The sequence below is a fragment of the Massilimicrobiota sp. An80 genome, assembly GCF_002159255.1.
GTDB lineage: Bacteria > Bacillota_I > Bacilli_A > Erysipelotrichales > Coprobacillaceae > Allocoprobacillus > Allocoprobacillus merdigallinarum.
The window spans coordinates 1-14,972 of record NZ_NFHI01000052.1; the positions used below are offsets into that span (position 1 = coordinate 1).

Here is a 14,972-nt window from a genome sequence, read left to right on the forward strand (position 1 = left end):
TAGCTAAGAAGCCAGTCTGCATGGACTGGCTCTCTTAACGGACGATGTGGCTCTAACTAGCGGTTTAGTGGTGGCTCTCATATAGCGAACATAGTGGCTCTCGCCACCCGTCATATACACATATATAAAAATATATTAATATTTTAAATAATTTACTTTAAAAATCATGTAAAAGAAATAATATCTACTTTCTAATTAAATCTTAATCAAATAACTTCAACTCTATTCTATATATTACCCATGTTTACCTGATAGAGTATTTAATAAAATTTTATCATATTGTTCAACAAGTTTTTTTGTATTTAAAGAAATATCAAAATCAAATAGTTCCTTATTTGGTACATTCTCATCAACTCTATTCTCTTTTACTAAAGAAATAATCGTATTTATCCATTGATTTATTTCTAGAGGTAAAGAAAAATATTTTTCAGTCAAACATGCCTCTTCAGATACATCTTTAGAAACTATACATGGAATATTCATAGCTTGTGCTTCAATTAATACATATGGAAGACCTTCAAAAAAAGATGGAAGAACAAATATATCAAATGTTTGCATATATTCAGATGGAGATGATACAACTCCCAGAAATTTTACTTTATTTTCTAAATTATATTTTTGTACCTCTTGAAAAACATAATCCTTATTTTTACCATCTCCAATCAAAACAAGACTGTATTTAGGACTAATTTTATTTAATTCGTTTAACAATCTAATCAAAAATATTTGATTTTTATTTTCATCAAAATATCCAACATGTCCCAATACTATATCATCTTCAATAGAAAATTGTTCACGCATTTTTCTTCTTTTTAATGAATTTTTTTTAAACTTAATAAAACTGATACCATTCTTAATAATATAGAAATTATTTTTACCATATAACCATTTTCCCGAAGAATACCCACATGCAAATGCACATGTATAAGAATGTAAAAAAATAGGTTTTAAAATTTTATTTAAAGTAGGATAATTAGTATTTGTACTATGACTATGCACTAAATTCACATGACATCCTCCTAATTTTGCACCTAGTAAATCTATAAGCATCATTGAACTATTGCCATGAATATGTACTATATCAAATTTATTTATTTTTACTAAATTCGCTAACTGAAAAATATATTTCAATGGATTTTTATTTCTGTTGTTTAATTCAATCACATTTATATTTAAATCATTAAATTTTAGTAACAATTTTTCATCTAAAATTTTTGGAACAACTATTGTTATTTCATAAGTAGGATATAATTCTTTTATTGAACTTGAGTAATTTAATAACCAATTAACAATTCCATTTCTTGATAATTCTACTGTACAAACATATAATACTGATACTATTTTTTCCTTTAACATTTTTAAACCTCCAAATTGAGAAACTGTCTCATTCATATAGCGCCCTACTAAAAAATCATTGAAATGATTACTTTTTCAATCCCATACTGATTCAACAATATATTTAAATGAATTGCACAATGATAAATATATAGAATATTTTATAAAATAATACATTAAATCAACGATTTAATTATCGATAAGCATTTTGAAAATGCTTTCCTATCAAATATAAAATTAATAAATAATATCAGAACTGCAGTTATGAAAAAAATAATAAAACCATTATATACCCATTCAAAATAATTATTAATTTCAATTATTCTTAATATTTCTATGATTTTACAAATTACAACAGATGTACAAACATTTATTATTATTCTTAATGCTGATATTATGGATCTCCTTTTTATTATTTTTTTATTAGCATAGTATATAAATTGAATCGTTCTAAAAATATAAGATATTATTGAGCCAAAAATAACCCCATATAATCCCCAAAAATATCCTAAAATAATTTGAGCTAATAAATTAATAATCATTTCAATAATAGCATAAATTTTCGTTTCTCTAAAATGACCTGCACCAGTTACTATAGTATTAGCTGGTATTCTTAAGTTATTTCCAACACCTACAATAATGAATAATAGAGCCAATATTGGTAAGTAATAATTGACATCATTCATATTAGCAGTGTATAACTTGATAAATGGCATAATTAATATATAAGTACAGGAATATACAATACTTATCATAATAAAATATATATACTCATATGTATCATAAGAACTTTGTAATGTTTTTTGCTCATTTTTTGATATCAATTCTCCAAATGCTGAATAAATTGCATTAGAAAAAGAGGAACATAAAACATTTATTCCATTAAAAACAACTGAGTATACAGAATATATACTTGCTTCTTCTAATCCCAACAATATACTAATAATTAAAGTTGAACTACCCATTACAACTAGCCCTGAAATTTGATGCACAACTGCATCACCGCGTTGATTAATTTCTGAAAACAATGGTTTTATAGACAAATCTAAATATGTATATTTTTTAGATACATATACATACATAAATAATATTCTAAGTATATACGTAATGCTAATTCCTAATTCTACTATAACAATATTTTGTTTTAATGAAACTAATAAAATTAATATCAAAATTGTAGAGACATTTCCAATTATTTGAGAAATATCAACAATATAGTTATCTTGATTAGCAATTAAAATTGATCTAAGCTTTCCACTAGCATAAAACTCAGATGCACCACAAACACTCATAACAATGATTAATCCAAAAATCATAAAATAATTAAGATTTGATTTGATAGTAAAAGGATAAATAATTGCTACTATAAGAGTAATAATTGTAAAAACATTACCCGCTTTAAAAAACATTTTTGCTGTGGCAGTATATATCCCACTTAACTTTTTATAATCATTATCAGCAACTGGTTTATACATTGCAAAAGTACTGGCACTTGAAATTCCTGCACCAGTCAGCTGAACATATGACATTAATTGCTTAATTGTTGAAACTAATCCATTAATAGATGATCCAAATCTAGATACTAAAATAGGTTGCATTATAAAATTTGACAATATTAAAGAAAATTGTTGTAATAAATTAAAAAATAAATTTTTAAGTGCCCTTTTTGTTCTCATGAAACTCCTCTTTTCATATCTTTATAGTGTGTAATCTTATAAATAGTTTTATATATAGAATTAGCATATAAGTAATAAAAATTAATATTATTTAGTATTAAAAAAATCATTGCTGGTTGATAAATTCCTATTTTTCTGATGATATATTTATTAAATTTTTTTATTTTAGTGTTATCTTTCAGTTTATTAAAAAAATATATTAAATTTTTTTTAATAAAATATTTTTCTAATTCTTGTGTTTGAAACAATTGAAGCAACTGATAATTTAGCTCTTTGATAATTCTATATTCTATCATATCTAAATCTTTATAATTCCACTGATTAGCAAATGAATATAACTGAGTATACACAAATATCACATCTTCGGTTCTTTTTAAAATCTTTTCAACATCTTTTGTATTCACTAAACTATTTTCTACTTTTCGATAATGATAAAATTGATTATTTATAATTTTAATAAATTCCACATTACTGTATAGATAACAATTAAATAAATAATCCTCCCCCATAGAAATATTAGTTACATACTTCTTTTTTATTAATTTTCTTGGGATTAACTGACAATATGGAGGGTTAAAATCATATGTTTCAATTAATGTTTTATAAATTTGATCTTTAGAAATTACTTTGCAAACATCTCCATTTTGTTTTTTTTCATTTTTTCCATCCTCAACAACATAACTACACCTTACAATTGTATCATAATCTGCATATTTAATCATTGTAGAAATCATATTATTTTCTATCCAATCATCGCTATCTACAAACATTATATAATCTCCAGTTGATACTTCAATTCCTGCATTTCTTGCTTTTGACACACCACAATTTTGTTGATTAATTAAAAATATTTTATCCCTATAACTATTTAGGAGATTAGCTGTATTATCAGTTGAGCCATCGTTAATCACTATAATTTCAATATTAGGGTACAACTGATCAAGTATACTATCTATACATTGTTTTATAAATTTTTCACAATTATATGCAGGTACTATTACTGATACTTTTTTCTCTTGCATACTTTTCTCCTTTCAAAATACAATAATATTACTTAAATCACTATTAATCCTAATAAAAAAATCTTATTTTATTTTTTAATAAACATATTTAATTGATTGAATAAGTTATACACATTTATTGAAAATAATTTGTCATTAGCATTATTTATATTATTCTTTATGCAATAAATAGTTATATAAAAAACAATCCAAAAATATGTAATATCAAAAAAGTGAGATATTAAAGAATTTCCTAATACAAAAATTACTAATGCCATATTGTATAATTTCTGTCCACCTATTAATACTATACTTGAAATATAAGCAAATAAGCCAAAAAAACCAACTTCCAATAATAGTTTAATTAAATCCATTTCTAAATCTCTTCCCAATGCAATAACAGAAGTATTTAATCCATAACTTGAAAAGCCAGTTTCCATTAATAATCTATAAAAATAACTTCTACCCATAGTTAACTGATCAAAAGTAATACCTAATATACTTATATTCCCAGCTTTTAAGAAATATAATAAAATATATGATGATAATACAAAAAATATTATAGTAACAACATTAAATATTTTTTTCAATTTATAATCTGGATTAAAAATTTTAGGTAATAAAAATAAAACAATCATAGCAACTATCATTAATCTCTTGTATGTCATAAATACAAATAATGCAGAAATAAATGTTATTAGTTTATCTTCTCTATAATACATAAAGAAACAACAAAATGCCATTGCCTGTGGAGAAAAGTAATGTGATTCAAATGGTGAAAAAGATTGAACAAAAGATATGGAAGCAATATCCTGCCATGTTAACCCTCTAAAAGCCAAGTCGAAAAATATATATCCAATAAAAGTAATTAAAAGTGATATTTTCATAGCTAATTTTAATTCATCTATTGAATAAAAATTTATTAAAACAAAAGACACTAATAATGGAAAAGTAATTTTTATCAATGCATTTATAGTAATGATATTAAACTTTTGATTGTATATTATTAAAATCAAAGAAATCAATGCTATAACAAAAATACCTATAATAAAATATAAAATTTCATTAAAAAATTTTAACTCTCTAACATTTTTACATTTTTTTAAAATATAATATATCATAATTACTAATGATAATAATAAAAATATATTTTTTAAAAATTTTACCTGGGGCTGAAATGCATATTGATATTGAGTAAAAATATTATCAACAGTTTGCATAAAAAAAATAAACGAAAACAACATTATTTTTAAAGATTTATTTTCTTGAATGTTTACCATAATCGCACTCCTTTAATTAAATTTAATCACTTGTTATAATAAATCTATATTCAAATAAAGTTTATTTTTATCTAAAATAGATAATACTAATTATTGTTATGGATTTTACTTTATAAAGATAAAATTAAAAAAATAAGAACAGCATGTCAATTGATTTATAACATTTACCAGTTGATTTTATAAATTTTAAAAGTAAAATATTTTACTGTTATACTACTAGTATTTATTTGTTTCTTTATTCAAATTTACATAATTACTAATTAAATTAATAATTTTATCATCAATTTTAGTATCAAATTTTCGAGCAAATAAGGATTCTGAATTAATCAATTCATTAAAATCATCACTTCGCCATACATAAGGACTTCCAGAGTTATTTTTTTCCCAAAAAATTTTTCTCATATTATCATATCTTTCACTGCTATTTACATATAATTTATTTTTAAAATCTGAGTTATACAAAATAGTTTGAATAAACAATTCATCACTACAATTCGTATACATAAATAATTTTGCTATTAGCTCTTTTTGTTTTAATAGGTATAAAACAAACTCATGTGTAATACTAACCCATTGAGAACCTGCCATTAGTTCAATATTTTCAAATTTTAAACGATCTACTCTTACAAACATTTGTAAAACAATATCTACTTTATTTAAAAAATTAATTATTATTGAAATAAATTTATTACTATTTTTTCGATATTTTTGTAAATGGTAATAATATTTTGCACGCCTTTTTACTTGTGATTGTTTAGAAAAAACCTTATCACAAATAACAAATTCTTTTCCCCTATTTTCATAAAAAAAATTTTTTATATGCTTAATTGATTTTATCGGTAAATCTAAACCACTTAATAAATGATAATAATCATACCCTATTTTTGAAGCTTTTTCGAACAAAAACATCTCTGCTTCTACCATAGAATAATCACCCCAATAAATCTTATACCTACTATATAAATATACTTTTGAAAATTTCAAATCGAAATTCATATTTTCTAATAAAATATTCGATTTTTTATCTATATGAATAAAAATGTCATTATCTTTATCATCAAGTAAAGTAATTAATCTATTTAATTGCTCAAAATTATTATGTGCCATAATTAAATAAGCATGTTTCATATTTATTCTCCTATTAATTTGTTTAATAAATTATTCATTTTATCATTAAATTCTTTATTATTACTTTTCTTGCCACTTTTTTTTGTACTTATAATTAACTGATAATTTAATATCATATTTTTTAAATCTTCTATATTATATACACCTATAATACTATCAAATCTTTCTTCTACTAATTTTACAAAATCAACTTGATGATTATTAACATGCTCATCAAATTGAACTTGTCTAGGAACCACAATAGGTACTTTACCAATTTCAAGTGCTTTCATAAAACTTGCTGGTCCTCCATGAGTAATAATAATGTCTGCTTGTTTATACTTTTCATTCATTTCATCATATGTCAAAAGTTTTTTCCACTCACAATTCTTAGGTTCATATGTTGAAAAACCAGTTTGGATAAATACACAATCGTTTATAATTTTATTACCTTTCAATTCATCCATTTTTTGTATCAATCTATTAAATTGTTGTTCATGTGTTCCCACAGTAACAAATATCATTATAACCCCTCCTAGAAAATACTCCCAAAATTTTTAGATTTAGGATAAACCTTTAATTGTTCTTCCCACTGCACAATAAATTCATCAACAATTGGATAAACTAAACGTCCTGTTAATGTTGGTTTATCCACTCTGTCAAATACTTCAATATAAATTAGTTTTTTACCCATTAGCTTTCCTAAGTAAAAGAAAGGAACAGCTACTGCTGCACCAGAAGAAATAAGAATATCTGGTTTTTCTTTTCGTAATACCTTCCATGCAACAAAAGTATTCTTGATTAAATTTTTAAGATTTCTATTGGTAGGATAATAGCAAGAATACATTTGCTCATCTTTCAACATACTTCTAGCATCTTCTTTATCAAAAGTAACCCAAAATCTATCGTATTTCTCCCATGTAGGTTTTAACATATATAAATGTGTAAGATGCCCCCCACTTGAACCAACTAAACCTATTTTCATATTATTTTCCTCTCTTATTAAATTTTTTTGCATAGTCAATATGTGCTATAATGCACCTTTACCATAAATAACACTCTTAATTGTCTTATAGACAATAATAATATCTAAACCAATACTCCAGTTTTTGTAATAATAATCATCAAGTTTACATCGATCAATAAAACCAACGTCACTTCTACCATTAGCCTGCCACATTCCTGTAATACCAGGTTTACATTTAATAATAGAATGGTAATAAATATCCATATCATCTTTTTCTCTTGGAAGATACGGTCTTGGACCAACCAAACTCATTTCTCCTTTAAGAACATTAATAAATTGTGGAAATTCATCTAGAGAAGTTTTTCTTAAAAAATGTCCAACTTCAGTAATGCGTGGATCATTGACTAATTTTTTATTGGTTAAATATTCCTCTTTAATAGCAGGATCTTTTTTCATTAGTTCCTCTAAAACCTTTTCAGCATTTGGTACCATAGAGCGATATTTGTAAATATATATATCTTTTCCATTTTCACCAATTCTTTTTTGTTTAAAGAATATTGGCGCTGTATCTCCACTTTTCTTATTCTTTTTAGAAACATATATAGTTAATGGGATAAGTAACAAGCAACCACACAATCCTGCACAAACATCAATAATACGTTTTAACGCTTTACCAAAAACTCCTAATCTACCTCTTGATGTTGATATAAGTAATTCTCCATCAAAATCATCAATTCTAGAATTAAAAGTCATTGTAAAATTTAATTGAGGTAATATCTTAATATAACGCACTCTATCAAATAAATGTCTTGTGATGACATCTATTTCTTCTTTTGATGCCTCTGGTAATGCAATAATAACCTGATCAATATGATTTTTCAATAAATCATTTAATTCATAATAATCATAAATAGGATATCTCATATCTTCTTTCAATTCATTATCAATTTGATTATCTGTTGATACGAATCCAATAACATTTGTTAAAGCAAATCTATTGTTATTAGCAATTTTACCAATACGATATGCTTCATCTCCCGTCCCAATAATCAAAGTTTTTCTTGACAATTTGTTTCTAAATAAAATACGAATCATTCTGTTTGCAAAAACAGCAAAAACAGACATAAAAAAACCTACCCCCACTATTTCTAAATAGAAATTTGTTTTTGGATATGCAAAAACAAAAGCAACTAGCACAAAATATATAAATGCCTTCAAATCGCTTTTAATTTCATCCCATACAAGAGTAGATCGTATTTTATAATGTTGACTTAGAAGCATGATAATCATCCAAAGTAATCCTAACTGTAAATAAAAATCTGACGGTAAGTCTACAATGAAATAGAGAAGATAAAAAAATGCCATTTCAACACAAATTAATCCCATAGCAAATATGTTTTCCTTCATGTTATCCTCTCCCCTTTTACTAAATAACACCATAATTATAGCATTTTTCCCACTTATCTTCAACATCATATGCCATTTTGTTAAAATTGTCAACATAATTTACATAACTCTAACATTCATTTTCTCTTTATTCATCATATAAAATTGAAAAGTGAGGTTTTAACCTCACTTTCATTTTATAAAATATTTCTTAAATATCTCTTTAATGCATCTTGCCATGTAGGTAATCTATCAAAACCATGTTTATCAAGTTCTGATTTATTCATGCGACTATTTTTAGGTCTTGTTGCTTTAACTGGAAATGCTGCTGAATCCACTGGATTAACTTTAACATTCATTTGTGCTTGCTTAAATATTTCACAAGCAAATTCATACCAAGAACAAATTCCTTCATTTGTTGCATGATATGTTCCATATTCTTGTGTCTGAATCATATCTACACATAACTTTGCTAAATCATATGTATAGGTTGGTGATCCAATTTGATCATCAACAACACTGACTTCTCCTCTTTCTTTCCCTAGACGGAGCATTGTTTTAATAAAATTATGTCCATTCACTCCAAAAACCCATGAAATACGTATAATAAAGTGTTTTGGTAACTTTTCAACAGCAAGTTCTCCTTCATATTTTGTTTGTCCATAAACATTCAATGGTTTTCTTTCATCATATTCATGCCATGGTTCTTCACCTAAACCATCAAAAACATAATCCGTAGAAAAATACATTAATGGAATATCTAATTGTTGACAGATGTTCACTATATTTTCTGTGCCATCTTTATTGACTTTTCGACACATCTCTACTTCATCTTCAGCCTTATCAACAGCTGTCCAAGCTGCACAGTGAATCACCGCATCATATTCATCTGTTATAACAGCTTCAACTTGTTTAGCATCTGTAATGTCCATATCTTCGACATCAACACCTACAGCTTCAATTCCTCTTTTTTGACATTCATTGACAATATCATAACCTAATTGTCCTTTAACACCTGTAACTAAGACTTTCATTATTCTTCCACTCTACCTTTATCAACATACATCTTCTGGAAATAGTTTTTGTACTCTCCTGATAAAATGTTTTGCCACCATTCTTTGTTATCAAGATACCATTGGATTGTCTGTTGGATTCCTGTATCAAAGTTATATTTTGGTTTCCATCCAAGTTCTGTTTCTAACTTTGTTGGATCAATCGCATATCTTAAGTCATGTCCTTTTCTATCTTCAACATATTTAATTAATGATTCTGGTTTATCTAATGCTTTTAAGATTGTTTTGACAACCTGAAGGTTTGTTCTTTCATTATGACCACCAACATTATAAACTTCTCCAACTCTACCATTTCTAATAATTAAATCAATAGCAACACAATGATCATAAACATGTAACCAGTCTCTAACGTTTTCTCCTGTTCCATATACTGGTAATGATTCATCAGCTAATGCTCTTGAAATCATTAATGGAATTAATTTTTCTGGGAAATGGTATGGTCCATAGTTATTAGAACATCTACTGATTGTCACTGGTAAACCATATGTTCTATGATAAGCTAATACAAATAAATCAGCTGCAGCTTTTGATGAACTATATGGACTTGATGTATGTAATGGTGTTGTTTCTGTAAAGAATAAATCTGGTCTATCTAATGGTAAATCACCATAAACTTCATCAGTTGATACCTGATGATATCTTTTGATACCGAATTGATTACATGCATCAAGTAATGTTGTTGTTCCCATGACATTTGTTCTGACAAAGCTTTCAGGATCTTCAATACTTCTATCAACATGTGATTCTGCTGCAAAGTTCACAACAACATCAAACTTTTCTTTTTCAAATAAATCAAAGATAAACTTTCTATCAGCAATATCGCCTTTAACAAACTTATAATTAGGTTTTCCTTCTACTGGTTTACATGTTTCTAAGTTCCCAGCATAAGTTAATAAATCTAAATTGACAATCATATCTTCAGGATATTTATTCACCATATAATGAACAAAGTTACCACCAATAAATCCTGCTCCACCTGTGACTAATATTTTCATTATTTTTCTTCTCCTTCATATACAAACTGATTATTTGATTCTTCTAAAGTTGGTCCTGTCTGATCTTTTTCACTTAATACAGGTTCAATACCATTTAATAATGTTCCCCAATCTACATGAGCAGTTGGATCATCATAACGCATACCACCTTCAGACTCTTTATTATAAACATTATCAACTTTATATCTAAATTCTACATCATCTGTTAAAGTTAAAAATCCATGAGCAAATCCCTGTGGAATAAAGAACTGTCTATGATTTTCAGCACTTAATTCAACAGATACCCATTCACCATATGTAGGACTACCTTTTCTAATATCTACAGCAACGTCAATCACTTTCCCTTTTGTACAAGATACAAGTTTTGATTGTGCATATGGAGGATTTTGCCAATGCAATCCTCTCAAAGTTCCTTTTTGTGCACTAAATGACATATTATCCTGTACAAAATCAACTGTGATTCCTAACTTTTCGTATTTTGGTTTAGAATATGTTTCTGTAAAATAACCTCTGTGATCACCAAAAACATCTGTTTCAATAATCAAAACTCCTGGTATTTTTGTTTCAATAACTTTCATTAATCAATATACTTCCCTTCTAATACATCTTTTAAATATTTTCCATACTGATTCTTTTTATAAAGTTCACATGCTTTTTCTAACTCTTCTTTTGAAATCCATCCATTCAGATAAGCAATTTCTTCTAGACATGCTATCTTTCTATGTGAATGTGTTTCTACAGTCTTTACAAAGTTTGTTGCATCTACTAAAGATTCATGTGTTCCTGTATCCAACCACGTAAAGCCTTGACCTAATAAAGTGACTTCCAAATCACCTTTTTCTAAATAAATCTTATTTAAATCAGTGATTTCCAACTCTCCTCTATCACTTGGTTTAATCTGTTTGGCATATTCTACAACTTTATTGTCATAGAAATATAAACCAGTAACAGCATAATTTGATTTTGGATGTTCTGGTTTTTCTTCAATAGAAATAGCTTTTCCATTTTCATCAAACTCAACAACCCCAAATCTTTCAGGATCATCCACATAATAACCAAAAACAGTCGCTCCAGAAGTTTTAGATGCTGCCTGTTTTAAGCGTTTTGTAAGTCCATGACCATGGAAAATGTTATCTCCTAAAATCATAGCACAGCTATCTCCATTAATAAATTCTTCGCCCAACAAAAATGCCTGAGCTAATCCATCAGGTGATGGTTGTACTTTATATTGTAATTCAATTCCAAATTGATGTCCATCTCCTAATAATTCCTGAAATCTTGGTGTATCATCAGGAGTAGAAATAATTAAAATTTCTTTAATCCCTGCATTCATCAAGATACTTAATGGATAATAAATCATTGGTTTGTCATAAATAGGTAATAATTGTTTACTTGTGACTTGTGTAAGAGGATAAAGTCTTGTCCCACTTCCTCCTGCCAAAATAATTCCTTTCATATTCATTTTCCTCCATTTTCTACAAACAAAATATAAACCATGACGTTACGTCATGGTCAATACCTATTTTTGACAAATAAACATGCCAGCATCTTTTGTAATATAGAAATGAGAATGTGATGATAATTTACGATCAAGGAATTTTTTAAAAGCCATATAATCTTTAGAAATATACTCACTTTGATTGCCATGACAAGATAAAATGTAATTAGCAATATCATCCATATTATGAACTTCTAAATGATCTTCATATTTTTTTTGTTTAACTTCAGTAAAATATTTCAATAGAATATTTTTACCATTATCTAATCCAAATACGTCATATAATTGTCTATTTGATAATACAATCTTAGGGTTATATTCTTTGACTAAATCTGTAATTTCTTTCATATGTTGACTACCATACGTACTGCAATATAAATAACCTCCTGGTTTTAAAATTCTTTGAATCTCTTTCAATGCCTGATTTAAATCCTTCAAATAGAAACAAACATGATTTGCTATCACTATATCAAACGATTCATCTGGATAAGGGATATTTAAACAATCGAAACATTGATAATTGATATCTGATATATTTTCAAGATTCTTTTTAGCATCATCAACCATGCCTTGTGATATATCTGATAAAACAATATGTCCTTGAATCAATTCTTGATTTTCTTTCCATAATTGACCATTCCCACAACCAATTTCTAAAACACAACTGTCTTCATGTAAGCAATAATAAGAAAACAACCAACGAAACCAAGATATTGGATTTATAGAATATTTATCATGCAACCTCATTCTAATATCAATATTTGTCGCATTACGATACTGCTCTACAAGTTCTTTTTCCATTTCATCCATTTGGATATTCTTCATAAACTCGGACCATTCTATTTTTTCATTGTGAATGAGAGTATTTTGTGCTTCCTGTAAAAAAGATTGCATAGATTGCAATGTTTCTATTTTTTGTTGAATCAATTTCATTTGTAAGTCTAAGGACTGTTTCAAAGATAAATAACTATCATTGGCTGTCATTGCAAAAATATCATCTAAAGAAAATCCTAAATATTTTAAAGATAATATTTTTTGAAGCTTTTCAAAGTCTTTATCAGTATATAAACGATACCCATTGGTATCAATTAATGATGGTTTTAACAATCCTTTTTTATCATAATAGCGAACTGTCCTTATAGATATACTGGCTTTTTTAGCAAATTCACCTGTTTTATAATAGTTCATTTTTCTCACATCCTTAGCATCATTTTTATTATATCACTATTAAAAGTTTTATCACAAGTATATTAGTTTCATCTATACAAGTGATGATGTCTAAGCCAAAGGAACACTTATTGAAATATTCAATATATTTGATTACTATCCATTGATTATTTATAATATATTTAAGTATAAGTAATGAGAGGATGATGAAAAATGTCAATAGATAGTCAATTTAAAGGACTAGATATGGAAGAATTGATTGGTAAACCATTAAAGGCTAAAGATGACGCTAAAATAATGTTTGACCAAATGATAACAGAATACATTCAAGAAGTTGAATTTGAAAAACAAAAGGAAATCAGAAATGATCAATTTGATTATACAAAAGAAAATGAGAATCCTGATGAAACAATTATCAATAAAGATATAAACATCGATGCTCCATTGCGTACAATTGTTCTAATTCCTCATCTACAAATCAATCCAAATTATGTTGAATTTGATATGGAAATCAAAGAAAGTCAATCAGATGAGAATTCTTAATGATAATGTTTTCATTTAATATATGAAATAAGAATTTCAAAGTGCTTGAGTTCACTTACAATCAATAAAAACCACTCAATATCAGAATAGATAATCTCTATAATAAAATTGGAGAGTAACTGAGATTCAACTTAATTCCTCCTCCAATTTTATTATACAAATGGTCATATATTATTTCTCATATTTTAAATTCTTACATATAATCATTTCTATTAAACTCAAAACAATTCTGTACTATAAATCATCAATATGTACTATAAATCATCAATATATAAAATCTATAACAAATAGCTAAACTAATTATCTTAATCATTTTAAATGAGCACCGTTTCATCATCCTTAAAAATAACACTATTTTTTAACGTTAATTCCCAAAGACAGGACTTACAGATATTGTAGAAAAGAACAAAGTATTCTTCAAAATTTCACCTTTTAAAAAGGTAATCTAAAATAACACGGGGTTGTGGGGTTTTGGATTATAAGAAATTGTGGGAAGGCTGTTCTTCCCACAATTTTAAAACTGTATAGGAGAATCATGATCTGATGATGGGTCATGGTTCTTTTTTTCTGCTTTTTCTATCAGTTTATCTAACTTCAGATTGATTTCCTGAGTCAAGTCATCCAGTTCATCTGCATATTCATCATATTGAGTCTGTATAGTATGTCTTCCAGCAGACGTTGTCTGCTGATAATGCTTACATCATGATTGTCCACAATCAGTGTATAAATCTTTTTTCTTGTCATCATTCTGTAAAATCTCCCTTGTTTTTGATTGGATACAGGTGATATGTTGAGTCTTTATTGAGACTGTACATGATTCTTGTCTTGAAACGATGCCAGTTGAGGTATCCGTTTGAACTGTGTTTCAGCAGCTTGATGGATTTGTTTCTGTTTTCAATCAGGCCGTTTGATATGCGTCTTCCATTTGCCGGCACAAATGAATT

16 protein-coding genes are annotated in these 14,972 nt (G+C 26.7%); 1 reads left to right on the forward strand and 15 read right to left on the reverse strand.

Annotated elements, in window-relative coordinates; genetic code table 11:
• Positions 1–234: 234 nt before the first annotated feature.
• The 13 genes from B5G32_RS11650 to B5G32_RS11710 form a co-directional block, all read right to left on the reverse strand.
• Positions 235–1,356 carry a glycosyltransferase gene (locus tag B5G32_RS11650; protein WP_158094018.1) on the reverse strand — a complete coding sequence of 374 codons (1,122 nt, stop codon included), beginning with the start codon at positions 1,354–1,356 and terminating at the stop codon, positions 235–237.
• A gap of 155 nt (positions 1,357–1,511) precedes the next feature.
• Positions 1,512–3,011, reverse strand: a complete 1,500-nt coding sequence (locus B5G32_RS11655; protein WP_087243387.1) for a lipopolysaccharide biosynthesis protein — start codon at positions 3,009–3,011, stop codon at positions 1,512–1,514.
• Positions 3,008–4,033, reverse strand: coding sequence for a glycosyltransferase family 2 protein (locus B5G32_RS11660; RefSeq protein ID WP_087243388.1), 1,026 nt, complete (start codon positions 4,031–4,033; stop codon positions 3,008–3,010). Before B5G32_RS11660 ends, B5G32_RS11655 begins: the two co-directional genes overlap by 4 nt.
• 68 nt (positions 4,034–4,101) lie before the next feature.
• The gene (locus tag B5G32_RS11665) at positions 4,102–5,292 is read right to left on the reverse strand and encodes a hypothetical protein (protein WP_087243390.1); all 1,191 of its coding nucleotides are present in this window, start codon (positions 5,290–5,292) and stop codon (positions 4,102–4,104) included.
• Between the two features lie 216 nt (positions 5,293–5,508).
• Entirely contained in the window at positions 5,509–6,420 is a 912-nt protein-coding gene (locus B5G32_RS11670; RefSeq protein WP_087243391.1) for a beta-1,6-N-acetylglucosaminyltransferase, read from the reverse strand.
• Positions 6,421–6,422: 2 nt separating this feature from the next.
• Positions 6,423–6,923: a glycosyltransferase gene (locus tag B5G32_RS11675; protein ID WP_087243392.1), complete on the reverse strand. Its 501-nt coding sequence runs from the start codon at positions 6,921–6,923 to the stop codon at positions 6,423–6,425.
• An 11-nt stretch (positions 6,924–6,934) separates the two neighbouring features.
• Complete coding sequence (gene pssD / locus B5G32_RS11680) at positions 6,935–7,384, reverse strand: PssD/Cps14F family polysaccharide biosynthesis glycosyltransferase (protein ID WP_087243393.1); 450 nt, start codon at positions 7,382–7,384, stop codon at positions 6,935–6,937.
• A 45-nt stretch (positions 7,385–7,429) separates the two neighbouring features.
• Positions 7,430–8,773 carry a sugar transferase gene (locus B5G32_RS11685; protein ID WP_239386245.1) on the reverse strand — a complete coding sequence of 448 codons (1,344 nt, stop codon included), beginning with the start codon at positions 8,771–8,773 and terminating at the stop codon, positions 7,430–7,432.
• A gap of 176 nt (positions 8,774–8,949) precedes the next feature.
• Positions 8,950–9,786 (reverse strand): dTDP-4-dehydrorhamnose reductase, encoded by an 837-nt coding sequence (rfbD, locus tag B5G32_RS11690; RefSeq protein WP_087936740.1) that lies wholly within the window; start codon positions 9,784–9,786, stop codon positions 8,950–8,952.
• Positions 9,786–10,820, reverse strand: a complete 1,035-nt coding sequence (gene rfbB, locus B5G32_RS11695) for a dTDP-glucose 4,6-dehydratase (RefSeq protein WP_087936741.1) — start codon at positions 10,818–10,820, stop codon at positions 9,786–9,788. Before rfbB ends, rfbD begins: the two co-directional genes overlap by 1 nt.
• Positions 10,820–11,398, reverse strand: coding sequence for a dTDP-4-dehydrorhamnose 3,5-epimerase (gene rfbC, locus B5G32_RS11700; protein WP_087936742.1), 579 nt, complete (start codon positions 11,396–11,398; stop codon positions 10,820–10,822). Before rfbC ends, rfbB begins: the two co-directional genes overlap by 1 nt.
• Entirely contained in the window at positions 11,398–12,276 is an 879-nt protein-coding gene (gene rfbA / locus B5G32_RS11705; RefSeq protein WP_087936743.1) for a glucose-1-phosphate thymidylyltransferase RfbA, read from the reverse strand. Before rfbA ends, rfbC begins: the two co-directional genes overlap by 1 nt.
• Before the next feature lie 63 nt (positions 12,277–12,339).
• A complete protein-coding gene (locus B5G32_RS11710) occupies positions 12,340–13,506 on the reverse strand; it encodes a MerR family transcriptional regulator (RefSeq protein WP_087936744.1) in 1,167 nt (388 codons plus the stop codon).
• 192 nt (positions 13,507–13,698) lie between these two features.
• Between B5G32_RS11710 and B5G32_RS11715 the strand changes: the two genes are divergently transcribed.
• A complete protein-coding gene (locus tag B5G32_RS11715; protein ID WP_087936745.1) occupies positions 13,699–14,028 on the forward strand; it encodes a DUF2589 domain-containing protein in 330 nt (109 codons plus the stop codon).
• A 612-nt stretch (positions 14,029–14,640) separates the two neighbouring features.
• Here B5G32_RS11715 and B5G32_RS14295 read toward each other — a convergent pair.
• Positions 14,641–14,775 carry a hypothetical protein gene (locus B5G32_RS14295; protein WP_255374772.1) on the reverse strand — a complete coding sequence of 45 codons (135 nt, stop codon included), beginning with the start codon at positions 14,773–14,775 and terminating at the stop codon, positions 14,641–14,643.
• A partial coding sequence (locus tag B5G32_RS11720) for a transposase (protein ID WP_143746638.1) occupies positions 14,772–14,972 on the reverse strand: 201 nt, incomplete at its 5' end. The genes B5G32_RS11720 and B5G32_RS14295, both read right to left, overlap by 4 nt.

Excerpts from the sequence above, each read along its gene's own strand:
- B5G32_RS11650 (WP_158094018.1), bottom strand. The coding sequence starts at position 1,356 with ATGTTAAAGGAAAAAATAGTATCAGTATTATATGTTTGTACAGTAGAA.
- B5G32_RS11655 (WP_087243387.1), bottom strand. The coding sequence starts at position 3,011 with ATGAGAACAAAAAGGGCACTTAAAAATTTATTTTTTAATTTATTACAA.
- B5G32_RS11660 (WP_087243388.1), bottom strand. The coding sequence starts at position 4,033 with ATGCAAGAGAAAAAAGTATCAGTAATAGTACCTGCATATAATTGTGAA.
- B5G32_RS11665 (WP_087243390.1), bottom strand. The coding sequence starts at position 5,292 with ATGGTAAACATTCAAGAAAATAAATCTTTAAAAATAATGTTGTTTTCG.
- B5G32_RS11670 (WP_087243391.1), bottom strand. The coding sequence starts at position 6,420 with ATGAAACATGCTTATTTAATTATGGCACATAATAATTTTGAGCAATTA.
- B5G32_RS11675 (WP_087243392.1), bottom strand. The coding sequence starts at position 6,923 with ATGATATTTGTTACTGTGGGAACACATGAACAACAATTTAATAGATTG.
- pssD (WP_087243393.1), bottom strand. The coding sequence starts at position 7,384 with ATGAAAATAGGTTTAGTTGGTTCAAGTGGGGGGCATCTTACACATTTA.
- B5G32_RS11685 (WP_239386245.1), bottom strand. The coding sequence starts at position 8,773 with ATGAAGGAAAACATATTTGCTATGGGATTAATTTGTGTTGAAATGGCA.
- rfbD (WP_087936740.1), bottom strand. The coding sequence starts at position 9,786 with ATGAAAGTCTTAGTTACAGGTGTTAAAGGACAATTAGGTTATGATATT.
- rfbB (WP_087936741.1), bottom strand. The coding sequence starts at position 10,820 with ATGAAAATATTAGTCACAGGTGGAGCAGGATTTATTGGTGGTAACTTT.
- rfbC (WP_087936742.1), bottom strand. The coding sequence starts at position 11,398 with ATGAAAGTTATTGAAACAAAAATACCAGGAGTTTTGATTATTGAAACA.
- rfbA (WP_087936743.1), bottom strand. The coding sequence starts at position 12,276 with ATGAAAGGAATTATTTTGGCAGGAGGAAGTGGGACAAGACTTTATCCT.
- B5G32_RS11710 (WP_087936744.1), bottom strand. The coding sequence starts at position 13,506 with ATGAACTATTATAAAACAGGTGAATTTGCTAAAAAAGCCAGTATATCT.
- B5G32_RS11715 (WP_087936745.1), top strand. The coding sequence starts at position 13,699 with ATGTCAATAGATAGTCAATTTAAAGGACTAGATATGGAAGAATTGATT.
- B5G32_RS14295 (WP_255374772.1), bottom strand. The coding sequence starts at position 14,775 with ATGATGACAAGAAAAAAGATTTATACACTGATTGTGGACAATCATGAT.